Origin of the sequence: Chondrinema litorale (assembly GCF_026250525.1) — a bacterium.
Taxonomy (GTDB): domain Bacteria; phylum Bacteroidota; class Bacteroidia; order Cytophagales; family Flammeovirgaceae; genus Chondrinema; species Chondrinema litorale.
Genome location: NZ_CP111044.1, coordinates 26,499 through 50,422, shown reverse-complemented (window position 1 = coordinate 50,422; position 23,924 = coordinate 26,499). Strand labels below are relative to the sequence as shown.

The following is a 23,924-nucleotide window of genomic DNA, read 5'->3' as shown; positions in this document are numbered from 1 at the left end:
ACTTAAATAGGGAGTTTCTGTTTCCTAATTCACTTTTTCAATTTTGCCATTTTCATCATAGACAAAGATTTTTCTCGATTTCCAATTGCCACCAGCAGATTCATAAGATTTTGCTTTGCCGATTAATTCATCGTCTAAAATATTTATGAAAGTCTTAATCTTAGCTCCCTTTAATATTGCTCCTGAAACGGCAACTATGGAAGCATTGAATTCAAAATGCCCGTTTAATACATTGTTATTAGTAGGCAAAATATCGAAGCTCAAGTTTGATGTTCCTAATACAACTGGGAGAATAATTTGACCATTTTCATTAAAAGCAGGATCTGTTGTGAATTTAGCATTTTCCCAATTACTCAACTGGATTGTAACTGAACATTCTGCTGGAGCTGATGAAGTAAGTGCCAATTTAATGCTGGTTCTCACTGTGTTGTTTTCTGTTATACTTGTGAGTGAATCTACAAAGCTAATGTATGAAGCATCTTCATCTTCTATAATTGTAACAGTGAGGCTATCTTTATTACCAATATCAAAGCCACTTGAAACTTGCAGCAGTTTAAACTGAATATCTTTATTAGCTTCTAATATTGAGTTGTTATTGGGTAAGAAGTTGAAAGTAGCATTGTTTGCATCTTTTGCTACAGTAATTTTAAGCTCATCATCTATCACTTCAGGTATAGTTTGAAATGTTTCATTATCTTCTGCAATTACCTTAAGAATAATTTCGCCAGCAATAGCTGCAGGTTTGCTTAATTTAATGGTGATTTCTTTTGATTCTACATTCTCTGACACCGTTTCATTTTCACCAAACTGAACAACGATTTGCTGTTCTACTGGTGGATTTACGTTTACATCATCTTCTTCGCATGCAAAGATATTGGCAATAATAAGTAGGCCAATAGTAATTTTACATAATGGTTTCATACTACTTTTGATACAAGTTATTTTAAAAAATGTCGAGCTTTAGATCTTTTGGTGGAGAGATTAAGCAAATGAGATTTTTTATGAAAAAATTAATACTTACCTCATTTCTTAGTCCAAATAGACTTTCAGCGTACTAGCTATTTAATGTAGTTTTGCAGCTTGTGGAGTGCAATCAAATACTATTTCGAAAGATGTTGAAGAAATGTTGCTACACATAAATGAAATTTTTGTAACTATCAGATAATCAGGTTATAAATTTTTATTTGGTGTACATACAAAAATATATCTTGTTTAAACAAGCTTATTATTTAAATTGAAACGTGAAGATTACAAGGAACAAATAAAATGGGCAACTCGCTAAAGCATATTCTGAAAGATGAATTGAAATCGCTATTTACACTTAACCAAACAGAACGACTTTGGACAATTCTGGTGCTGGCTTCATTTTGTGTAGGTTTTCCACTTTTTGCTGGCTATTATCTTGGTAATTTACAATATGGTGCATTGGCTTGTTTATCTGGTTTGGTTATTTTGTATATGCCATCAACACCTTTGGCACATAGATTAATTACCCTATTTTCTTGCTCATTTGGTTTTATGCTTTCATTTACTATTGGTATTTGTTTCAGTTTTAATCCAATAATTTCGTCTATTACATTCGGCTTGTTTTCAATGGGTGTGTACTGGTTGGTTAATTATTTTAACCTAGCTCCGCCTCGAAGTTTCTTTTTTATAATGGTGGCATCTTTGGCTAGTTGCATGCCTTTCGATTTAGCTTCAATACCATTAAAGATAGGATTGGTTTCTATTGGAACCATGTTGGCCTGTGTACTTGGCTTGATATACAGTATTTTAATAATCAAAAAATATCCGCCTAAAGCCATTCCGCCAAGCTCTGGAACTGGAAGCAAATACAGGTATGCCAATTTAATTGAATCTGGAATTGTCGGTTTCTTTATGTTCTTGTCTTTGTTAACTGGACATTTACTAAAAGTACAAAACCCTTATTGGATCACCATTTCTAGTATTGCTGTGATGCAGGGTGTAAGTTTACAAATGATCTGGCAAAGAAGTTTCCATCGTATCATTGGTACATTCTTAGGTTTGGGTTTATGTTTTGTCGTACTCTCATTTAAAACTTCTGCTCTTAATATATGCATTGGCATTATGGTACTTCAGTTTGTTGTTGAAATACTTGTTACTAGGCATTATGCATTGGCTGTTATTTTTATCACGCCACTTACTATTTTACTGAATGAAGCTGCGAATGGAAGTTTATCTGATCCAGACGAGTTGGTGATGGCCAGATTTATAGATACAGTAATTGGCAGTGTGCTAGGTGCAATAGGAGGTTGGTTTGTGCACCATGAGCAGTTGAGATCGGCAGCCAATAAGCAAATCCAAAAAACTAAGATTGCTATTAAGAAAATGAAATAAGTTTTTTTTAGGAAAATCTATTTTTTTAATGAGCCTGGTAAAACGCCAAATTTCTTTTTGAATGCGGCAGTAAAATGTGTTGGGTTTTTATAACCGGTTAATCGAGCTATTTCTGATACAGACAAATCGTTATTTAAAAGTAGAAGTTGAGCGCGATTCATCTTAAGGTCATTTAAGTATCCGAAAACTGTATTGCCAAAAACTTCTTTAAAGCCTTTTTTAAGTTTAAAATCGTTAATCCCAACTGTTCTGGATAACTCCATTAATGAAAGTGGCGTTTCCAAGTTATTTTCTAAAATGGTTTTTGCTTCGTAAATTTTATCTATATCATCGTTTTTTAGAGATGAGTTCTGAGGTTTCTCATACATCTCGAATTGCTCTAGTTGAAGCATAAATAATTCAATTATCTTGGCTTCAATAAATAGTCTTTTAGTAAAACCAGTACGGTTGCAATTAATAACCTCTTCTATAATAAAATGCATTTGAGGTGTAATAGGTAAGTTGTTTTTTCTCATAAAAGAAGACTTTTGTTGCTCAATCGCCAAAAACATACTTTCCATTAATGCACTATCGTAATTGGCTAGTCTTTCGAAAAGAGAAAGAGATAAACCCACTTCAAACATTTTGTATTCTGATGCATGATCAAAAGAAAATGTTCCATTAAAATGCGGAAGATAGACTATATTATGTTGATTTTTATTAAATGAAAATTTCATATTTTGATCATCAAAATATGAAGTATTACTACCGCTAAAAGCAAAATGCATTTCTATAATCTGAAAATCTGAATTCACTTTTAAATTGGTTTTTTCTTTAAGCATCATATCACCATAGTGTATGTATACACCTTCGAATTGTATGTGATGCATCTGAATTTTACCAAAATAATAATTTTCGGTAAAAGTTTGTTCACTTATGCCATGTTTTTCAGATAGATATTCTTGGTAATTATTTTCGTAAACAGTCTGGTCTAATCCTTCAATAGCGATTCTTAGTTTCATAAATCCGTTTTTCGTCATTTAAAATCCGTTAAGCGTCGCTATCGGATATTAATTTTGTGATGAAATATATTAGAAAGGTTATAAATAAGGATAGTCAAATATGAGGATATTCATTTTTATTAGCAAAAAAAGATTTTTCATGTGCATGTAATATTTTTCTAAGTTTTTTTAGTTCTGTATTTGCAGAACTAAAAAAACCATCTTAACTTTGTACCATAATTAACCACAATTATAGTACATGAGTGAATTCACCTTGTCAGACAAGCAGAAAGATCTTCTAGAACAATTTGGGGTCTTACTAGAATCAAGAGGTTGGCAGCCGGCAGTTGGTAGAATCTTAGGGCTATTAATAATATCAGAATCAGAAGCTTTAACTTTTGATGATATACGAGAAACATTGCACTTAAGTAAAAGTGCAACTAGTACAGCTCTTAATCTATTGCTGAATACCAGTAAAGTAGAATACTTTACTAAACCTGGAGATCGTAAGCGATACTTTAAAGTAAAGAAGATTGTATTAAAAGACATGGCTTACGAAGAACACAAGAAGAGATGTACATTTACCAACTTATTAAAAGAAGTTTACGCTCAAAAGAAAAATAAAGAAAGTGCGATTTGTCAAAGTTTTAAAGAAGCACTCGATTATTTTGAATTTATGAACAAAGAATTTTTAAAACTTTTTAAAAAGTGGGAATCAACTAAAAAATCTTAAGGCTACAAATAAAATTTCGATTCACTTTATCCAATAACACCGACTTTACTTAAAAACGCAACTATTTAACTCAAAACAGAAATGCAGAGAATATCTATCAGATTCTTTTTAAGAATGATTCTGGTTAGTATGGTATCTAGTACATCTTTGTTTGCACAAGACTCGACTGAGAAGTTGACTCTAGAACAATGCGTACAATTCGCCATCGATAATAGTCATGATGCTAAAATTGCAGACTTAGAACTGGAAGGAGCTGAAAATCAGATTAAAGAAATTAGAGGAACTGGACTTCCGCAAGTTAATGGTTTTGCAACTTTTGATGACAATATCAAATTGCCTACTCAAATGCTTCCTGGTGAGTTTTTTGGTGAGGAAGGAACCATTCCTGTACAATTCGGTACAAATTACGCAGCTACTGCAGGTGTAGAAGCTAATCAGTTAATATTTAGCCAGTCGTATTTTGTCGGCTTGCAAGCATCAAGAGCTTCTAAAGAATACTATAAGCTTAGTCAGCTAAAGACAGACGAAGACATTATCTATCAAGTTGCTTCCAATTATTACAATGCACTTAACATTCAGGAACAACTTACAATTTTAGATGATAACCTAGAGCGTTTAACCCAACTGCTAAAAATTATGCAGGTAAGAATGGAAAACGATTTGGTAAGAGAAGTGGACTATAACAGAGTGAAAGTAAATAAAACCAATTTGGAAACTCAAAAGAATAGTTTGCTTACTGGTTTACAGAGTCAGTTAAACATGCTTAAATATCTAATGGGCAAACCAATGGATGAAAGCATGACATTAGATAATACAGCAATCACTTCTTTTAATCAAGATGAGGTTTTACTAAACAACAATCTTGAAATGGAACAAAGAACTGAAATAAAGATATTAAACAAGCAAATGGAGCTTTACCAACTAGATCAGAAAAATGTTCAGTCTGGTTATTATCCTTCATTAAATGCTTATGGTAGATATTACTTTCAAGGACAGCAAAACTCATTTGGAGATATGTTTTCTGAAAAATGGTTTAGTGCAGCGGTAATTGGTTTGCAACTTAACATTCCAATTTTTGATGGCCTACAGAAAAAATACAAAGTAGCTCAGTCGAAAATTAATCAGTCGATTGTTGCCGAAAATATTAGCAAAACAGAATCTTATATTTCTTTAGAGCAAGAGACTGCTAGCTCACAATTAATTAACAGTTTGGAATCGCTAGAAGCACAGGAGGAGAATGTAACATTAGCAGAGAAAGTGTATAACCAGACCAATAGTTTGTATAAAGAAGGTGTTTCACCACTTACAGATTTATTAGATGCTGAAACTTCTTTAAGAGAAGCCAAAACAGGTTACAATACAGAAGTTATCAAGATCAAAATGGCTGAGCTTGATCTTATTAAAGCAAAAGGTCAGTTAAAATTAATCTCTGAATAATTTTTAAGAAATCTCAACAAAATCTTCAGAATATATAATCTCATGAAAAAAATAATAGGTATAGTAGTAGTTCTTGCTCTTATAGGAATAGTAGCTTTTACCCTTTCTAATAACAAAACAGAGATGGAAGAAACTGCTGCATCTTTACAGCAGAAAAGTGAGTCGATACCAGTTTCTATAACTACATTAAAAGAAGAGAAAATTAGTGGTCAGGTGGATATAAACGGAACACTTGAACCAAAAGCTGAGCTTACTTTAATGTCTGAAACACAAGGTAAAGTAACTAAGCTTTATAAAAGAAAAGGTGATAAAGTAGCTATAGGTACTTTACTCTTACAAGTAGATAATGAGTTAATTCAATCTCAATTAATTGCTGCGGAAGCTCAATTTGAAAAAATGCAAAAAGATGTAGCAAGATTTGAGAAGTTGATTAAAGAAGATGCCATTACAGAACGTGATTTAGAAGAAGCGAGGTTAGGTTTAAAACAAGCTGAAGCTAATTATAAATCAACTAAAAAAAGGCTTGAAGATACTTATTTAAAAAGCCCTATTAATGGAGTGATTCATGAAGATTATATAGAGATTGGTTCATTTCTATCACCCGGTACAAAAGTGTATGATATAGTTGATGTATCTAAATTGAAGCTGGAAGTAAAAGTACCTGAGTCTTATATATTAGAAATACAAGATGGACAAAAAGTTGAGATAAGCACAGATGTACACCCAGGTAAAACGATTGAAGGCAAAGTGGTTACAGTTGCGCAAAAAGCCGATGCAACGCTTAAGTACGGAGTCGAAATTGAAGTGATAAACAACAATGCTGAACTACCATTAAAAGCAGGTATGTATGCGATTGCTAACTTCCAGTTTGCACCAAAAGAATCTTTAGTACTTGAAAGAAAAGCTATTTCTGGTAGCTTAAAAGATGCAACTGTATTCGTAGTAGAAAACGAAACTGCTAAGGTGAGACAAATCGTAATCGGACAAGTTTTCGATGATAAAGTAGAGGTTGTAAGTGGTCTTAAGAAAGGAGAGAAAGTGGTGTTAAGCGGACAAATCAATTTAAAAGATGGTACCAAAGTATCAGCTATATAATCTAAAAAATTAAAAATATAACCTCATGCAAATAACTAAAGTCTCTATTAAGAGATCTACCATTGTGACTGTAATATTTGCATTGCTGATCACTTTTGGTGTAGGATCTTATATGAATCTGGGGTATGAGCTAATCCCTGATATTACCCAACCAATTGTAACTGTAACTACTGTTTATCCTGGTGCTTCACCAGACGAGGTAGAAACATCAGTAACAAAAGAGTTGGAAGATGCTGTAGCATCTATGGAAGGTTTGGACAGAATCAAGTCTTACTCAATGGAAAACGTTTCTATTATTATTATAGAAATGGTGATGAGTGCAGACCCAGATAAGGCTTTGCAAGATGCCCAACGTAAAGTAGATGCAGTATTAAAAGATTTACCAGACGATGTTGACCCGCCATCATTAGAGAAATTTAATGTGAGTGATAGACCTATCATGTACGTAGGTGCTGAAGCAGATTTATCGTCAACTGAGTTTTATGACCTAATTAGTAATAAAATTCAACCTGCACTAGCGAGAATTCAGGGTGTGGCAAAAATTGCACTTACTGGTGGTGAAGAGAGAGAGATTCGTGTAAATATCGATAAAAGTAAAATGGAATCTTACAACATGTCCATTTTGCAAGTAACTCAAAAGATCAATAACTCCAACCTAGATTTCCCGACTGGTAAAGTAAAAAGTCAGGAAGGACAGGTTTCTATCAGGTTATCTGGAAAATTCAGCTCTTTAAAAGAGATAGAAGATTTGGTGTTGGTCCAAAACGAAGATGGCGGAAAAGTAAGATTAAAAGATATTGCTGAAGTTCAGGATACTAAAGTAGAAACTGAAAAGATTAGTAAGATTGATTCGAAAGAATCTATTATGTTGGCTATTCAGAAACAGTCTGATGCAAACGCAGTAGAAGTTAGTGCTTTAACAAAAGCAGCGATGGCAGATCTTGAAAAAGATTATGGTAAAATCAACCTGAAATTCTCAATTGCTCAAGATAGTTCAATATTTACACTAGAAGCGGCAGATGCTGTAATTCATGACCTTGTAATCGCGATTGTATTGGTGGCTGTTGTAATGCTACTTTTCTTACACAGTTTGCGAAATGCAATTATTGTAATGATCGCGGTACCTGCATCAATTATCTCAACATTTACTTTTATGTATCTGTTCGGATATACACTAAACTTGATGACGCTTTTAGGTTTATCACTAGTGGTTGGTATTCTTGTGGATGATGCCATTGTGGTAATTGAGAATATCTACCGTCACATGGAGATGGGTAAAAATAGAGTTCAGGCATCTTACGATGGTATTAGAGAGATTGGTGCAACGGTTAGTTCGATTACATTGGTAATTGTTGTTGTGTTTGTGCCTTTGGCAATGTCTACTGGTTTGGTGGCAGATATCGTAAGACAGTTTGCAGTGGTTGTTGCGATTTCTACGCTATTAAGTATGTTCGTAGCATTCACGCTTATTCCATTACTATCTTCTCGTTTTTCTAAACTGGAGCATGTTTCAAACAAAAACTTTATTGGAAGATTTATCCTTGGTTTCGAAAAATTGATTGATGGATTTATCGACGAACTTACTGGAATCTTAAAGTGGTGTTTTAATAACAAGATTGTTACTTTCATTATAGTAATTGTGCTTTTTGTAGGTTCTGTGGCTTTATTGCCAATGGGCTATATTGGTAGTGAGTTTATTACAAGTGGTGATAAAGGTGAGTTCTTAATTAGGTTAGAATTACCAGATGATGCTACTATCGAACAAACCAATTTTGTAACTCAAAAAGTTGAAAAGATTCTAACTCAGAATTCTGATGTAACTAAATACTTTACAACAGTTGGTGAGGTAACAGACCAGTTTTTAGGAACAACAGATAAAGCCAATGCAGCGGAGATTACAGTAAAATTGGTGGAGAAAGAACATAGAGATTATTCTACTAAATATTTCTCTAGAAAGTTAAAAGTTGAGCTAGAGCAAAATGTGCCAAACGTAGAGTTTACAACTGTAAACGTATCAATTATGGGTTCTGCTGAGGCAGCTCCGATACAGGTAATTATTACAGGTCCTGAATTAGATTCACTACTTGAGTTCTCAAAAACAGTAGAGCAAGTAGTAGCAAGTGTAAATGGTACTGCTGATATTGAATCTAGTGTGGAAGCTGGTAAACCAGAAATTAGTGTAAAGATAGACAGAGACAAAATGGCTTCGCTTGGTTTATCGCTCGAACAAATTGGTGGTGGAATGCGTGTTGCATTTAACGGTAATGATGATGCAGAATATAGAGATGGTGAGTATGAGTATGCGATCAACATTAGGTTAGATGAATTAGACAGAAGAAACAAAACTGATATTGGAGAACTTACTTTTATTAATAACAAAGGTCAAGTAATTCGTTTATCTCAGTTTGCAAATATCGAAGAAGGAGTTGGACCAACTAGACTTGACCGTGAAAATAGAATTGCGGCTGTTACCATTGCTTCTCAGGTATTAGGTAGACCTGAAGGTATAATCGCAGCAGAAATTAGAGAGAAAATGGATAAAGTTACTATGCCAGAAGGTGTGAGCTACAGATTAGGTGGTAACTCAGAAAACCAAGATAAAGCATTTGGTACTTTGGGTATAGCCTTGCTGGCATCATTATTCTTTGTTTATCTAATTATGGTGGCACTTTACGATAGTTATGTATATCCACTTGTAATTATGTTCTCAATTCCGCTTGCGATTATCGGTGCATTACTCGCATTAGCATTAGCGAAACAAAACTTAAGTATATTCTCAATTCTTGGTATTATCATGCTTATTGGTTTGGTTGCCAAGAACGCGATCCTTGTGGTTGATTTTACTAACCAGCTAAAAGAAAAAGGCATGGATGTGAAAAATGCATTGATTCATGCTACTCGTATCAGATTCAGACCTATTCTAATGACCACCATTGCGATGGTAATTGGTATGATGCCAATTGCGATGGCAAGTGGTCCAGGTGCTGAATGGAAAAACTCACTAGGTTGGGTATTAATTGGTGGTTTGAGTAGTTCAATGTTCCTTACCTTAATTGTAGTTCCATTGATTTACTACGTGTTCGATAGAATTCTAGCTAAATTCGGGATGGATAAACATGAAGAAATAGAAATAGACGAAACTCCATTGAGCGAAATGGCTAGTGAAGCAGATGAGTTACTAGCCCAGATAAACTCAGAAAATGGAAATCACAAAAAGGAAACAGCCAACCAGCTATGAGTAACCAAATAGAATAGGAGTTACTCAATACAGGGCGCTTTTATAGTGCCCTGTATATTTTAATCAAAAGTATACTAACTCAAAATTCCCATACCCACTAACCTTAATTAAAATTTATATGGCTATCATTTTTAAAGACATTAAATATGGGAAATTATTACTATCAAACAACCAAATCGCTTTTCAAGCTTTCTATTAAGCAAGGAATAGTATGGATGCTCGTATTAACCTTGTTTGGCTTTATAAGATATTTTCATACAGATGCTGATGCAGATTACTACATCGATGTAGAAATTATAAATAACTTTACAGTCCCTGTAGTCCTACTCATTGGATTCTTTAATGGTGTAGTCCTCACATATTTAGAAGCCCATTTTCTTAATACATATGCCCATAGAGGCAGTTTAGGCTACATCATTTTCTTAGGTATTTTGCTATATATCTGCTTTGTTACAGCAGTACTCTTTGTTACTTATAGCTTAACCGTTTGGGAAACAAACCAGCAATTTACTTTAGGTAACTTAAAGCGTTTTTTCCTCAATGGGACATCCATATCCTTTATTATCTACTTGTTGATAGCTACTTTTATATTTGGCTTTTTTAAGCAAGTAGATCGAAAGTTTGGTCCGGGAAACTTGATGCGTATGCTTCGTGGAGATTTCTATTACCCGAAAGAAGAGAACAGAATATTTATGTTTCTTGATCTTAATTCGTCCACTACCATCGCAGAAGATCTGGGTCATATTAGATATAGTAGGTTATTGCAAGACTGTTTTCACGATGTATCCATTGTGCAAAAGTATAAGGCAGAATTTTACCAATATGTAGGTGATGAAGTAGTGCTCACTTGGAATTTGAAAAACGGAGTAATCAATAACAATGTGATTAAAGCCTATTATGCATTTATAGATTTGCTAGAATCTAAGCGAGATTACTATGTGAAAAATTATGGATTGATGCCTGAGTTTAAAGCAGGTGTGCATTACGGAAAAGTAACTGTTACAGAAGTTGGAGATGTGAAAAGAGAAATTGCATTTCATGGTGATGTTTTGAATACTGCCTCTCGAATACAAGGTAAATGTAATGAGATCGGAGAGTTGTTTTTAGTATCTGGAGATGTAGCCGCATTAATAGGTGCTGTAGAAGGAGCTAAGTTGCAAAGCATTAGCGAAGTGACACTGAAAGGCAAAAACAAGCAAATTGAAATCTTTGCAGTAAAAAGACAAAAAGAAAATCCACAGACAGAGCTGGCATTAGAACATTGATAATTACCGCTTATATAAAATTCAATGCAAACTGTTTGAAAAAGTAATCTTGACAGATTTATTTGCGTACTAAGAAGCTTTAGCTGTTTGTCTATCACAATTAGCTAAAGTTTTTTTTAATAAAAAATCACAGCAAAATTTACTATCAAACTGATCATTAATGAAATTACTGAAACTAACTTTTAAAATACTAAGTGTTTTACTATTAAGCGCTGCACTAATATTAGGTTCCATTATAGCAAGTTCCATTTCCCTATCAAAAGAATTACAATTTGAAAGTGTCGAAGAGACCAAAGAGCGATTTGGCAACTTTAAAGAAGGAGAAATAATTAAGAAAGAGAAAGTCGGATTTATAAAACATTTAGTACTCTCCACCGCAGGTTTATTTATCAAAAGGTATAAAGCACTAGAAAAAGTAAATATCTATTCAATTGCTTATAAAAGTGATGGATTGATTGTTACAGGAATTATGTTAACTCCAAAAAAAGCTGGCAATTTCCCATGTATCATTTATAACCGAGGTGGTAATAGAGATGCTGGAAGACTAAGCTTTAATCAACTTAATAAGTTTATGGCTCCTTATGCTGCTGAAGGTTATGTAGTAATTGCTTCTAATTATCGAGGTAATAGTGGCAGCGAAGGCAAAGAAGAATTTGGCGGTGCTGATGTAAGCGATATCCTCAATTTAATTCCCGCATTATCTCAAGTTGAAAAAGCAGATACTTCTAGAGTAGGAGTTTTGGGTCACAGTCGCGGAGGAATGATGACTTACAAAGCTTTGCAAAATAAGGAAGTTTTTAAAGCTGCAGCTGTTATAGCTGGCTCAGCCAATTTATATAAAACGATTTCACTTCGACCAGACATGGAGAAGTACGTGTATGCTGAGATTATACCTGCCTTTTATGAAAACCGAGATGAGTTAATAAAAGACAGGTCAGTCGTGTATTGGCCAGAAAAACTTAGTGCAACTCCTTTACTTATTTTACACGGCACTGGTGATAAGAGAGTAAGCTACGATGTTGCTGACGAATTGAGTAACAAACTAGACTCGTTAAACTTTCCTTATAAATTCATCACTTTTACAGGAGATAATCATGTCTTAGATAAAAATCGATTTGAGGCTCAATCACAAATTATGGACTGGTTTAACAAATATCTCAGAGATTTAAAACCATATAGTGAAAGTGAGAAAAGAGTTACTTATCCTTAGTTGATGATTATAATCAGTGGCTTAGATAAAAGTAACCTTATGAGAAATGAGCAATTCTTTTAATAACTTAAACTTAGTTTTATGGAATTCAGATATTTCTCCAGAGGTAGTATCAAACAAATCTTTTCTTGTAATAGGCACACTAAATGGTAAAGGCCATGCTCGCAATGCTTTTGCAACAGCATCCATTGCATTTATACCTTGCATGGCTTGTTCTCCATATGCCCAGCATACCATTCCTATCACTTTATTGGTCAAATATGGAATTGGGGCTTTGGAACTGAGCTCTAGCCAATCTAAACAGTTTTTCATAACACCCGTCATGCTACCATGGTAGAGTGGAGTAAACCAGATATGCGCATCAGCTTCTAAGAAAAGCTTATTCATTTCTAACACCGATGCAGGATGAGGGGTAATTGCAGGATCAAACAAAGGTATTGCTGCTTCACTCAGATGAAAAGGTATTACTTCTATACCTACAGTCTCCAGCATATTCTTAAAATATTCGATTAATTTAAAAGAAGTCGAATACTGGTTTCTGTCCATTGAACCATTGAATAGCAATACCTTCATGATACTATGTGCTGTGAATTGGTTAAGTATGTTAGATTTGTGAGGATACAAGGTTTACAATAGGCAAAACCTATTTGTAAACCTTGAAAATTTTTCAATTAAATGCTGGCTAAAGCTTTTTTATAATTTTCTTCAACTGCTTTCCAATCTAATACACTCCAGAAAGCATTGATATAGTCAGGTCTTTTGTTTTGGTATTTTAGGTAGTAAGCGTGTTCCCAAACGTCTAATCCTAAAATAGGGAAACCACGATCAGTTTCATTTACATCCATCAAAGGATTGTCTTGGTTAGGAGTAGAAGAGATTTCTATGCTACCATTATATTTTACATATAACCAAGCCCAACCTGAACCAAATCTAGTTGCAGCAGCTGCGTTAAATGCTTCTTTAAATTTATCTAAGCTACCCCACTTGCTCTCAATAGCAGTTTTTAAATCGCCTTCAGGAGCAGAAGCAGGACTTGCAGAAAGTATTTTCCAGAATAAAGAGTGATTGTAATGTCCGCCACCGTTGTTACGAACACCAGCTCCGTATTTGCTTACTTCTTTTATAATTTCGTCTAATGATTTACCCTCAGCATCAGTACCTTCGATAGCAGCGTTTAGCTTGCTTACATAAGCCTGATGGTGTTTTGTATGGTGGATTTCCATAGTTTGGGCATCAAAGTATTCATTTAGTGCGTCGTAGGCATATGGTAATGCCGGTAATTCAAAAGCCATGATATTTAAATTTTTTGTTTACATTATAAAAGCAGTTTCTTTTGACTGCCTTGTTTTGTTATTACAAATGTAGTAGTTTCGTGTAATAAAACAAGCTTTCACTTGTAATATTATTTTTATAGAGATATTATGAAAATTAATAATGCTCAAAAACAGATATTGATGGTACTTAAGATGAAAGGTGCACAACCTGCATCAGTACTTGCTAAAGAACTGGATATGACCAACGAAGGAGCCAGGCTACACTTGGTTAAATTGGCAGAAGAAGGTTTGGTAATTTCTGAAAATCTCTCAAAAGGAGTTGGAAGGCCAAAAGTATTGTTCAGTTTGTCTGATGAGGGGAATAAAAATTTCCCAGATACGCATGCAGACTTAACCATACAACTTTTAAATTCTGTAAAAGAAATATTGGGAGAAGCAGCATTAGATAAACTAATTGAGGCCAGAGAAATAAAAACAACCAATAATTATTTGCAGCAGGTAGAAAAATCAAATGATCTAGAACACAAATTAGATACTTTGGTAAAACTTCGATCTGATGAAGGCTATATGGCAGAGTGGGAGAAAGACAAAAACGAATATTTCTTTATAGAAAACCATTGTCCGATTTGTGCTGCGGCAACTTCTTGTCAAGGTTTCTGTAGAGCTGAATTGAATACCTTTAGCAAAGTATTAGGTGATAAAGTTGAGATTGAAAGAGTGGAACATATAGTGAAAGGAACTCGCAGATGTACTTACAAAGTAACACCAGTATAAAAAAAGACAGACGAAATCGCCTGCCTTTAAATATAATTACATTTGGCTTTATAATACAATCCATGTATTAGTAGTATTGTACTTGCCTTCAATCACAATTTTATAAATTTTTGAAGACATGTACGATACATTTAATGTTGTTTCTTCATCAGCGGAACTCACTGTTTTCATCACCTGATATTCATCGATGCCACCTTCAGCAAATTTGTTGCTTACACTCACATAGATTTTCAGTTTCTCTTTAGGCTGGTAAGACTTCCAACGAAGTGTGATGTTTCCATCTTTGTACTCAGCTTCTGCTTTGGCAACAGAAATTGGATTAGTAATAGAAATTCCATCAATTTCGAAAGACTGATCTTTACTTGGTTTTAAACCTAAGCTTTGCATCATGGCAGGCATAATATCTACAATACCCGGAGTTTCTTCTTTAAAATATTCATTTAAGTTTTGAGAGTTGGTTACAATCCAAGTTGAGCGCTCTCTATCAGATTGGCCACCGTGATTTTTTCCAGTTTTTACATCTCTGCCGTGGTCTGTAGTAATATAGATTTCCCAGTTTTCATCGAACTTATCTTTTCTGTAAGCCATGGCTTCTTGTAGCTTTCCAATTTGCGCATCCATTATTTTAATGGCATTCTCAAACTGCTCACTATCTCCAAACTTATGGCCCATGTCATCTGTGTATTCCAAATAAACCCAAGATAAATCTGGCGCATCTGCTTTAATACTTTCTACCGCTTTTTCAATTACTAATTCATCTATATTATGGATGAAAATTCTTTCTTTATCGTGAGGGAAAGTGGCAGTGTCATTTTCGTAACCATCAAAAGCGATGTCTACTTTTACATTGCCAGTTTGTTTGAGTCCTTCACCAATTAGCTTGGTTCTGTTATCTAACCATGTGGAATAAATGGCTGTTTTTAGTTCAGGTTTTTGTTCTTTGGCATATCTAAATATTGTCCAGTAGTGGTAGTTAGGTTTTTTAATGCCATTGCCAAATACGTTGTGTTTATTTACCCAAGTACCAGTTAGCAAGCTGTTATATCCTACAGCAGAAATAGTAGGCGTTTCAGAATAGCCATCTTTTTTACCACCAACATAAGCGTGAGAATACCCACCTATTTTAGCCAATGCATCTAAGTTTGGCGTTTCTACTTTTTCTAAAGCGTCTGCCGAAATACCATCAGCAATTACAAAAATTACTTTGGTATCCTTCTTTTGTGCTGCTAAGCTCAATGAGCAAAGTAGAAATATTATTGAAGTAATTGTTTTTACCATTGTTGTTAATCAGAGTTAGAGTTTATCATCCAAAGCTACTCTTCACTCACTTAATATTGAAGTACAGACGATACAGTTCTTGATTTGTTAAACTAGGGGGAATAATTCCTAAATGTATATAAAAAATTAGTGTTCTAATGTAACTTATGCGAGTTGTTATGAGCGTATAATACAAACCCACATTAAAATTGTACAATTTCACAGAACAAATATGCCAGAATTTTCGTAAGAAAGCTATTATTCTTTAGTTAGGTAAAGAAGTGATGTTGATGAAAAATTGCCTTAAAAGGATAGTGGAGCTTAACAACGAATTGAAATGAGTGAACTCGAAAAACTTAAAAAAGATTTTGAGCAATTCAAATGGGTGGTTGATAAAAGAATGGGAGATTTTGAGAAGCGTTTTGATGCTTTAGGTGAACAAATTCCTATAAAACCATTTGAAGAACAAAAGCTCGAAGTTGCAAAACAACAAATAGTACCGCCGCAAGAACAGGTTGAACAGTCAAAGGAAAATGTTGAAAAACAACCTGTAGAAAAAGAAGTAAAAGAACCAATTGCAGAAGAGCAAACTGAAAAGCAGACACCAAAAGAAGAGCCTGTTAAAGAGGAAATAAAAGAAGAGTTTTTTACACCTCCACCACCAGTTGCTAAAGTTCCTAAGCCTCCTAAGCGAAAAGTAAAAAAAGGGCCAAGTGAGTTTGAAAAAGCAATTGCAGCTATTATCAGTTCAATCTCACCAATATTTCACGATCTGTTTGATTTTATTGGTAAAATCTACCTTCACTACAAAAAAGAAGACAAGCTGCCTGTTTTCTTTATGACAGTAGGAGGGATAGTTGCCATTTTACTAGGTTCAGGATTTTTATTACAATATGCCCTGTCTACTTATTTTGTCAATTTACCACAGGCTTTAAAAATCGGAAGTGGCTTTATCCCAACCTTCGCACTTGGCTGGTTAGGCTTATTTTTATACAAAAAGAAAAGCTTATATCAAGAATTTGGCTCTGCACTGGTCGCATTAGCACTTATTCTTAATTACCTGATCATTTATTATCTGGCAGGTGTAGAAACTGGTTCCGGTTATGGAACTTGGTGGGAATACGGATTAATAGTCCTGAACACTGCACTTGCATTGGGTTTTGCCATTTGGATGGAAACCAAAGTAATTGCTGTTCTTACATTGCTAGGTGGTGTCTTTTGTCCATTCTTCATCCAATCAGAAAACATCCCATTAGTTTACTTTGTGTACCTATGGTTTTTAAGTGTTTCGGTAGTTTGGCTGAGCCAAAAGATACAATGGAAAATGCTTCGAAATCTGATGTTTGTTACCGTTACCCTCACTTTAGAAGGCGTATTCTGGACAGACTATACACAGATTGATACTGTTGTTCAAATCGTATTTCTTCACTTATTTGCTTACCTATTTTATTATGTATTGTTGTTTAAAGAGGTTAAGCATTTAAAAGATGCTTTGCCAACCAAAGATGTTGTATGGCTGGCTGGTTTTGTAGTTGTACTCTTGTTCGGCATAATTGAGCAATACGATTTTGATGTTGATTCTCATGGTTTATCATTATTATATTTGATAAATGCATTGCCTTTTATTGCATTAACCGTTTTCAAAAGAAAAAAATTAGAGGCTTCACTTTGGTTGGTTTATTTAACCATTTCTGCTTCTATTGTAGCTTTATCAGGTGCTATTTGGTTAGATAAGTCGCTCATCAACCTGTTCTGGGCACTTGAAGCGATATTGCTTTTATACATTGGTTACTTGTATAAAAGCAGTAAGGTGCGAAAAGAAGCATTTTTCTTATTTGTATTAGCGGTTGTTCAAACGGGTGAACCTGTTTACGATATCTTCCAAAATTGGCCAGACTTAGATTTTAATTGGATTACTTGGTACTCAGTAATTGGTTTGGCAGTAGTTACAAATCTGTTTGTAATACTGACAGATAGGATGAAGGTGACATTAAAAAACACCGAACTGATATTGATAACAGTTTACCACGAAGCTGCTTGTATCATTTCTTCACTGGCCATTTTACTACCTTTATTTATATTCTTTGAAGCATGGTTCTTCTATCCAGTTGTAGTTTTAAGCGGGTTACTATTACTAACTAATAAATACCGCAAAGCGAACTTTGGTAAATTAGCTTTACTTGGTCTTTTTGGATGGGTATTGTACGACACTTCAACAGATGTGATTTACACTATTAAGTTTGATGGTTGGGCAGAAGTATTTAACCAACAAACGTCTTTTGCTTTTCTTGGAATTCCATTTGTATTCCTAATTATATATTTGGTGCATTCAAAAATTAAGAAAGACAAAACTGCGAATTTATCTATTATACTCAATCTTGCACTCTTATACTTTGTATTAGATTATGTGTTAGTGGGCTATTATTTTATGCAAGAATATACAGCTAACTTTGCTTTAGGCGTCGCTGTTTTATATATCTTATTAGGTAAATGGCTTAAGAATAGTATTGCAAGTACAATTGGCTTTTTAGTTTTTGGATTGTTGTTTTTAGCAGTTTTTGACTCAGTGCAAACTACAGGTGCTTACCATTTTGCAGCACAGACATTATATGGAAAGATTGCTATGATCGAAATAGCTGCTACTATGTTCTTACTACAAAACTTGAATACTTCTTATATCAAAAATCCTATTTACGAATTGCCATTTGCATTAAGCAGAAAGCTTTTTTACTTATTAATTCCAATAGTATTTTTAAGTGGAGTAAGGAGAAACTACCCCGAGTATCTGGATTATGCATTTTGGGTTTCATTAATTTTCCCATTTGTGTTGTACGAAATTACTAAGACAAAAGCGCTTGTTCTAGAGTTTTATATCTTATTGCTAGGGGCGACTTATTTTGCAGTATATAGCCAAAATGTTTTTGTATTTCTTACTGCTTTGGTCATTGTATTTGCTATTCATTTTTATAAGAAAGGATTTACAAAAAAAGGATATAAACACATCAAATGGGGCTGGTTATTTACCTATAATGTATATTTTGTGGGGCTAGTTATATTTTTAGGTAGTATGAATTATCTGCGAGATTTTTCATTCTCTTTAGCTGTAACTTCACTTTACTTTTTACTCATTCTACAGTTTAGAAAAAATATTTATCCAGTTAGAAAACACATTGGCAGACCTTACTTTTTAGGTTTAGGTTTAATCGCAGCGGCTTGTGGTTTTGTCTGTTACTATACGGCAAGTTACTCATGGCTAGCAGGTTTAACATTTTTATTAGCAGGAGCAGTTTTATGTTGGATAGCATACAGTCGCAAGACCATGTTTATCGCCAGAAATTCTGAAAATATTTGGGAAACCAACTTTATTTTTGTTCAGGCATTTTTGATATTTATATATACCAGTTTCATTTATGCTACTTTTAATACACACTTTCAAACTATACTTACAGTAACATTGGTAGCACATGGAATTATCTTACTTTTCCATACAATCAATATTAAATATACTTTTGCTAGTAAGATTTACATTCCAATATTTATTGGTGTACTGCTAAAGCTTTTCTTCTTCGATTTAAAAGATTTAGTGCTAATTCAAAAAGTAATTGTGTTTATTATAGTAGGAGTGTTGCTGTTAGTTTCATCCTTTTTATTCCTTAAGTTGAAGGATAATTTGGTGAAAAAGCAACTTGATAGTTGAAACTGATTTTAGATTCTTTCAATAAAAAAAGAGCGCTTCGATTTATAATCGAAGCGCTCTTTTAATTTTAATATATCAGAATCTTATTGCTTCACAATTCTAATAATGGCGGATCTAGATTTGCCAGCAGCATCGTTAGACATCATTTCAATAAAATAGATACCGGTCGCTCCATCGATATTAATTTTGAAGTTGCCGGTGTTCTTAAATACTTTGTGGTTAACTACTTGTCCAGTCACATTCATTACGCGAACATCCATTTGTTGAATGGTTTCACCTATTTCTATTTCAACTTCTCCATAGGTTGGGTTCGGGTATACGATAATGTTCTTTTCAAAAGTACTTTTTACTACACCAAGTACATTGTATTCAATACTTTCAGATGTTACTGAGCAATCGTTTTGCGTAACAATTACTGCATAACTTCCATTTTCAGTAGGAGTAAAAGTTTTGCTGGTAGCTCCTTCGATTGGTTCATTGTCAGCATCAACCCACTGATATGAAGCACCGTCTGCACTCGCAGTTAACAGTGTACCCTCTATACTTACCCCTGCATCAACATTGTTAATTGTAAGGTTAAGTGTAATAACCGAATCACAGCCAGACAAATTAGTTGTAGTATAGGTAGCTGTATTGTTAGATTCAGTATAGGTAATACCATCAATCCATTCATAATTACCACAAGCCGAGATAACATCTGTAGAGGCAGAAGGCTTTCCAAAAGTTAGGTTAAGTGTGATAACCGAATCACAACCAGCTTCATTGGTTGTAGTAAAGGTAGCCGAGTTGTTGTTTTCTGTATAAGTGATTCCGTCTATCCACTCGTAACTATCTTCACTACATAAAACCACCGTATCAGTTGAAGCAGTAGGTTGCAAAATGGTTAAGTTAAGAGTAATTACTGAATCACAACCCATCATATTGGTTGTAGTATAAGTTGCTGTATTGTTAGACTCAGTGTAGGTAATACCATCAATCCATTCGTAACTGCTACATGCTTCTATTACATCTGTGCTAGTGGTAGGCGTACAGGTTAGTTTTAGTATAAAACCAGTTCCATAAGTTCTCGCAGTTAAGTTAAATTTTGTGTCTTCAGGATCAAAATCTACAGTGTTTTCAAAATAACCACCAACAAGTACATTCAAATTATTATCAACTGTAATGACATGAGAATCAACATCGCTTTCAGTTCCACCAATTTGCTTTGCCCAGATTAATTCACCTTCATTATTTAGCTTTTGTATAAAAACATCATAATTACCCAAAGCGGTCAATTCGTGAGCATCACCTCCTAGATTAAAATCTATAGTACCACTAAAGTTGCCTGTAGCATATACATAACCCTTTTCGTCCGTTTCAAGCGTTTTTGCATAACTATCACCTATACTGCCTTCGATTTGGCGAGCCCAGATAAAATTACCATCTGTATCTAATTTTTGTATGAATATATTTTCATCATCAGCAGTTAACTCATAAGTATCTTCACTGGCATCAAAATCAGCTGTACCTTCAAAGGTACCATATATAAATACATTGTTATAGATATCTATTGAAACTGCATAGGTATATATATTTCCGTCAGATTCTACTTTTTGTGCCCAGATAAAATTACCGTCTGTATCTAATTTTTGTATATATAAAATTCCTTCATAAGTAGAAGTTAACTCATAAGTATTTTCACTTGGATCAAAATCTACAGTACCTTGAGCATATCCACTTGAAAATACATTTCCATTTTCATCTATAGAGATGGAATAACCTGTATCATAATTGCTTCCACCCATCTGTTTTGCCCAAACAAAGTTTCCGTCTACATCAAGTTTTTCTACAAAAATGTCATTTCCTCCATTTGAGGTCATTTCGAATGTTTCTTCTCCAGGATTAAAATCTACTGTTTCGTTAAAATTGCCAGTTACGTAAACATTGCCACTTGCATCTATATCTAAGGAGTAAGTAGTAGTATAAGACCCAGCACCACCAATTTGTTTCAACCAAAGAAAATTACCATCTGTATCAAATTTTATAATTATGGCATCTTGTTCTCCACTGCTAGTAAACTCAATAGGATTTTCTTCTGTACCAAGATTGATAGTACCTTCAAGTTCTCCAACAATGTATAAATTAGCATTTAAATCTGTAGCACTACTATAAATTTCAGTATCTATTTTCTTTGCCCATAAAAGAAGGCCTTCACTATCTTGTTTTTGGATAAATGAACCTTCACTTGTAGTTAATTCGTAAATATCTTCTTTGGGATCAAAGTCTGCGTTTCCAACAAAAAATCCAACAGTATAAACATTGTTATTGTCATCTGTAGAAATAGATATAGCTTCGCTATAGATGTTTGATTCAGCAATATTATAAGCCCAATTGTTATTAAATTCTCCTCCTCCAATTTCAGGTGTTTCAATAGTTAGGTCTAAAGTAATCACAGAATCACAGCCTAAATAATTATCTATAGTGTATGTTGCTGTATTATTATCCTCAGTATATACATTACCATCTATCCATTCGTAGCTGATATAACCAGTAGCTTCAAAAGTTGATGAACTTGCTTCTAATCTTGTAAAATCCAGTACTAATGTACTATCGCATCCATAACTGTTTTCTATTACTTCATAATAAAACCCAGAAGTTTCATAAGTTTGTCCTCTCCATTCATAAGCATCACACGAAGAGGCAATTTCAACTACTCTGCCTGAACCTCCAATATCACCAGCAGCAGTTTGCCAACTTGTTTCAAGATCAATATTTGTCGTAGTACCTAGAAAAGAATTTGAACTGAGATCATAAACAGTTTCAGAGTTAACACCATCTTGAAAGTCAAAATATAACTCAAGATTATCTTCTGTACCATCTAATGTATTATTCATTGAAGCTTGAATTTCTTCTTGGCTTTTAGCTACACTCCATATTCTAAGTTCATCCATTGAGCCATGAAAATAAGGAGTGCCTGAACCTCTATTGTCTGCACCAATTCTATGAGTAGTAACGAAGTCTAAATTTACTCCACCATAAGAATAATCAAATTCAACTTCTCCATCAATATAGGCTTTTAGAGTACTACTGTTCATATCTCTAACAAAAGCAATGTGATGCCATTGATTATCTCTCAGGTCTGTAGTTCCATATACATCAGGATAACTATTCCAATAAAGTCTGAGTTGGCCGTCATCATGAATTTCCCAACCTGCGTTAGGATTATCGTCATAATTACCTAATATAATTCCAACTCTCTCTCCAGCTGTAAGGTTACCAGTTCCTACTTCCGGTATTTTAACCCATAGTTCAACCGTATTTGAAATATTACCAATATCTAAAACTGAATTAAGTTGTATGTAATCATCTATTCCATCGAAATTTAAAACCGTATTACAATCACCACCGGGTGGACTTAATGGTTGAGATTTACATATGAAATTGAAGGAAAAAATTGAAATTAAAAAAGTGCAAATTAAGGTAAGTAGTTTCCCCATAATTAAATTTATTATTTAAAAAGTACAATGAGAAACTAACGGAATAGGGTATCTTTTTAATACTTATTTTTAATAATAATCTTTGAAATTAAGCGAAAAATGGAGTTTTGTGTTTATTAAAAGTTACAAAAAATAATAATTATAATATAAGGAGACTACCCACCTTTCCATCTCCGAACATTTAAAGCTTACTTCGCACTTTTAAGCTTGGCATCTAATTAATTACTTATTAGGGTTTTAAATCGGTAACCACCGGGAAAAACATCTTGAGTTTTTAATACTTGATGAGTGGATTTATCTATCCAAAATTTTGCTTTGCTGTTATGATTTCTATAGTCAATTTCTAAAACCCAGCAATTAATTTTTCGATTATTGAAAGTTACATTTTCGCTGCCAATTACTTTATATAAATAATAGGCTGGTGGCGTGCTTGAACCCGGATGATAAAAACAGATGGCAAAACTTTTACTTTTGGCTAAAGGCAAAATGCTAAAAGTCTCTAAATCTGCTTCCCAATTAAAAGAATGTTTAAGGTTTTTAATGTTTACTTCTGGTTGATTGTGTTTACTAGTATCTTTATTTGTATACATGTTGTTAGCATTATAAATAAAATGCTTTTTAATGAATTGTTTTTCTGGTTTGAGAACTTCACCAGCAACCTTTTCGCTAATGGGAGTGAAGGTTTTTGCATCCAGAATAATTTCATATTCAATAGCCGAAACTTTATCTGAAGTGTATCTTTTCCAATCTAATTGATAAACTTGCTTGCCTGAAAGCTCTTTTTTTGATAAGCTTCTTTCCCAAATTGAAAAGTTATATTTCGGTCCATTCAATGAATCTTGAAAATAAACTAGATAAGAGTTTGTGCCTGTTTGTATTTTCTCGATGAGTAATTTATTATTTTGAGTATTTAAAGAATCTGTTTGGGAGTAGGAGTTAAAAACGATTAATCCGATAAGTAAAAATAGAAAAATGTGTTTCATAGATTGAGATAAAATTTATAGTTCTCAGCAACTCTAATGGACATTTTCTTCAATCTCTCTTCTTTTCAATTGATAGCAAGATATTTTAAGCATGTTGCGAAATTCGTTCAATAAGCTCAATTGTTGAATATTTTAGGTCAAGTATTG

Annotated in this window: 16 protein-coding genes; 9 read left to right on the top strand and 7 right to left on the bottom strand. The window is 33.8% G+C overall.

The window, feature by feature from the left end:
• Positions 1-24: 24 nt before the first annotated feature.
• Positions 25-921 (bottom strand): hypothetical protein, encoded by an 897-nt coding sequence (locus OQ292_RS20565; RefSeq protein WP_284686311.1) that lies wholly within the window; start codon positions 919-921, stop codon positions 25-27.
• A 345-nt stretch (positions 922-1,266) separates the two neighbouring features.
• Here OQ292_RS20565 and OQ292_RS20560 point away from each other — a divergent pair, with 345 nt between their 5' ends.
• Positions 1,267-2,358 (top strand): FUSC family protein, encoded by a 1,092-nt coding sequence (locus OQ292_RS20560; protein ID WP_284686310.1) that lies wholly within the window; start codon positions 1,267-1,269, stop codon positions 2,356-2,358.
• Positions 2,359-2,375: 17 nt separating this feature from the next.
• Here OQ292_RS20560 and OQ292_RS20555 read toward each other — a convergent pair whose 3' ends face one another.
• Positions 2,376-3,377, bottom strand: coding sequence for a helix-turn-helix transcriptional regulator (locus OQ292_RS20555; RefSeq protein ID WP_284686309.1), 1,002 nt, complete (start codon positions 3,375-3,377; stop codon positions 2,376-2,378).
• A 220-nt stretch (positions 3,378-3,597) separates the two neighbouring features.
• Here OQ292_RS20555 and OQ292_RS20550 point away from each other — a divergent pair, with 220 nt between their 5' ends.
• The 6 genes from OQ292_RS20550 (at position 3,598) to OQ292_RS20525 (ending at position 12,316) form a co-directional block, all read left to right on the top strand.
• Positions 3,598-4,071 (top strand): GbsR/MarR family transcriptional regulator, encoded by a 474-nt coding sequence (locus OQ292_RS20550; protein ID WP_284686308.1) that lies wholly within the window; start codon positions 3,598-3,600, stop codon positions 4,069-4,071.
• A gap of 81 nt (positions 4,072-4,152) precedes the next feature.
• Positions 4,153-5,508: a TolC family protein gene (locus OQ292_RS20545; protein ID WP_284686307.1), complete on the top strand. Its 1,356-nt coding sequence runs from the start codon at positions 4,153-4,155 to the stop codon at positions 5,506-5,508.
• A 42-nt stretch (positions 5,509-5,550) separates the two neighbouring features.
• Positions 5,551-6,603, top strand: coding sequence for an efflux RND transporter periplasmic adaptor subunit (locus tag OQ292_RS20540; RefSeq protein ID WP_284686306.1), 1,053 nt, complete (start codon positions 5,551-5,553; stop codon positions 6,601-6,603).
• A 25-nt stretch (positions 6,604-6,628) separates the two neighbouring features.
• Positions 6,629-9,841 (top strand): efflux RND transporter permease subunit, encoded by a 3,213-nt coding sequence (locus OQ292_RS20535; protein ID WP_284686305.1) that lies wholly within the window; start codon positions 6,629-6,631, stop codon positions 9,839-9,841.
• 146 nt (positions 9,842-9,987) lie between these two features.
• Positions 9,988-11,106 (top strand): adenylate/guanylate cyclase domain-containing protein, encoded by a 1,119-nt coding sequence (locus OQ292_RS20530; protein ID WP_284686304.1) that lies wholly within the window; start codon positions 9,988-9,990, stop codon positions 11,104-11,106.
• Positions 11,107-11,266: 160 nt separating this feature from the next.
• Positions 11,267-12,316: an alpha/beta hydrolase family protein gene (locus OQ292_RS20525; protein WP_284686303.1), complete on the top strand. Its 1,050-nt coding sequence runs from the start codon at positions 11,267-11,269 to the stop codon at positions 12,314-12,316.
• A gap of 21 nt (positions 12,317-12,337) precedes the next feature.
• On the opposite strand, the gene OQ292_RS20520 is transcribed toward OQ292_RS20525, so the two are convergent.
• A complete protein-coding gene (locus OQ292_RS20520) occupies positions 12,338-12,889 on the bottom strand; it encodes an NADPH-dependent FMN reductase (RefSeq protein ID WP_284686302.1) in 552 nt (183 codons plus the stop codon).
• A gap of 98 nt (positions 12,890-12,987) precedes the next feature.
• Positions 12,988-13,608 carry a superoxide dismutase gene (locus OQ292_RS20515; RefSeq protein ID WP_284686301.1) on the bottom strand — a complete coding sequence of 207 codons (621 nt, stop codon included), beginning with the start codon at positions 13,606-13,608 and terminating at the stop codon, positions 12,988-12,990.
• Positions 13,609-13,737: 129 nt separating this feature from the next.
• On the opposite strand from OQ292_RS20515, the gene OQ292_RS20510 reads away from it, so the two are divergent.
• Positions 13,738-14,364 carry a helix-turn-helix transcriptional regulator gene (locus tag OQ292_RS20510; protein ID WP_284686300.1) on the top strand — a complete coding sequence of 209 codons (627 nt, stop codon included), beginning with the start codon at positions 13,738-13,740 and terminating at the stop codon, positions 14,362-14,364.
• Positions 14,365-14,412: 48 nt separating this feature from the next.
• Here OQ292_RS20510 and OQ292_RS20505 read toward each other — a convergent pair whose 3' ends face one another.
• Positions 14,413-15,642 carry an alkaline phosphatase family protein gene (locus OQ292_RS20505; protein ID WP_284686299.1) on the bottom strand — a complete coding sequence of 410 codons (1,230 nt, stop codon included), beginning with the start codon at positions 15,640-15,642 and terminating at the stop codon, positions 14,413-14,415.
• Between the two features lie 316 nt (positions 15,643-15,958).
• On the opposite strand from OQ292_RS20505, the gene OQ292_RS20500 reads away from it, so the two are divergent.
• Positions 15,959-19,318, top strand: coding sequence for a DUF2339 domain-containing protein (locus OQ292_RS20500; RefSeq protein ID WP_284686298.1), 3,360 nt, complete (start codon positions 15,959-15,961; stop codon positions 19,316-19,318).
• Positions 19,319-19,401: 83 nt separating this feature from the next.
• On the opposite strand, the gene OQ292_RS20495 is transcribed toward OQ292_RS20500, so the two are convergent.
• Positions 19,402-22,794 (bottom strand): LamG-like jellyroll fold domain-containing protein, encoded by a 3,393-nt coding sequence (locus OQ292_RS20495; RefSeq protein ID WP_284686297.1) that lies wholly within the window; start codon positions 22,792-22,794, stop codon positions 19,402-19,404.
• 218 nt (positions 22,795-23,012) lie between these two features.
• The gene (locus OQ292_RS20490; protein WP_284686296.1) at positions 23,013-23,777 is read right to left on the bottom strand and encodes a DUF3108 domain-containing protein; all 765 of its coding nucleotides are present in this window, start codon (positions 23,775-23,777) and stop codon (positions 23,013-23,015) included.
• Between the last annotated feature and the right edge of the window lie 147 nt (positions 23,778-23,924).

Excerpts from the sequence above, each read along its gene's own strand:
- OQ292_RS20565 (WP_284686311.1), bottom strand. The coding sequence starts at position 921 with ATGAAACCATTATGTAAAATTACTATTGGCCTACTTATTATTGCCAAT.
- OQ292_RS20560 (WP_284686310.1), top strand. The coding sequence starts at position 1,267 with ATGGGCAACTCGCTAAAGCATATTCTGAAAGATGAATTGAAATCGCTA.
- OQ292_RS20555 (WP_284686309.1), bottom strand. The coding sequence starts at position 3,377 with ATGACGAAAAACGGATTTATGAAACTAAGAATCGCTATTGAAGGATTA.
- OQ292_RS20550 (WP_284686308.1), top strand. The coding sequence starts at position 3,598 with ATGAGTGAATTCACCTTGTCAGACAAGCAGAAAGATCTTCTAGAACAA.
- OQ292_RS20545 (WP_284686307.1), top strand. The coding sequence starts at position 4,153 with ATGCAGAGAATATCTATCAGATTCTTTTTAAGAATGATTCTGGTTAGT.
- OQ292_RS20540 (WP_284686306.1), top strand. The coding sequence starts at position 5,551 with ATGAAAAAAATAATAGGTATAGTAGTAGTTCTTGCTCTTATAGGAATA.
- OQ292_RS20535 (WP_284686305.1), top strand. The coding sequence starts at position 6,629 with ATGCAAATAACTAAAGTCTCTATTAAGAGATCTACCATTGTGACTGTA.
- OQ292_RS20530 (WP_284686304.1), top strand. The coding sequence starts at position 9,988 with ATGGGAAATTATTACTATCAAACAACCAAATCGCTTTTCAAGCTTTCT.
- OQ292_RS20525 (WP_284686303.1), top strand. The coding sequence starts at position 11,267 with ATGAAATTACTGAAACTAACTTTTAAAATACTAAGTGTTTTACTATTA.
- OQ292_RS20520 (WP_284686302.1), bottom strand. The coding sequence starts at position 12,889 with ATGAAGGTATTGCTATTCAATGGTTCAATGGACAGAAACCAGTATTCG.
- OQ292_RS20515 (WP_284686301.1), bottom strand. The coding sequence starts at position 13,608 with ATGGCTTTTGAATTACCGGCATTACCATATGCCTACGACGCACTAAAT.
- OQ292_RS20510 (WP_284686300.1), top strand. The coding sequence starts at position 13,738 with ATGAAAATTAATAATGCTCAAAAACAGATATTGATGGTACTTAAGATG.
- OQ292_RS20505 (WP_284686299.1), bottom strand. The coding sequence starts at position 15,642 with ATGGTAAAAACAATTACTTCAATAATATTTCTACTTTGCTCATTGAGC.
- OQ292_RS20500 (WP_284686298.1), top strand. The coding sequence starts at position 15,959 with ATGAGTGAACTCGAAAAACTTAAAAAAGATTTTGAGCAATTCAAATGG.
- OQ292_RS20495 (WP_284686297.1), bottom strand. The coding sequence starts at position 22,794 with ATGGGGAAACTACTTACCTTAATTTGCACTTTTTTAATTTCAATTTTT.
- OQ292_RS20490 (WP_284686296.1), bottom strand. The coding sequence starts at position 23,777 with ATGAAACACATTTTTCTATTTTTACTTATCGGATTAATCGTTTTTAAC.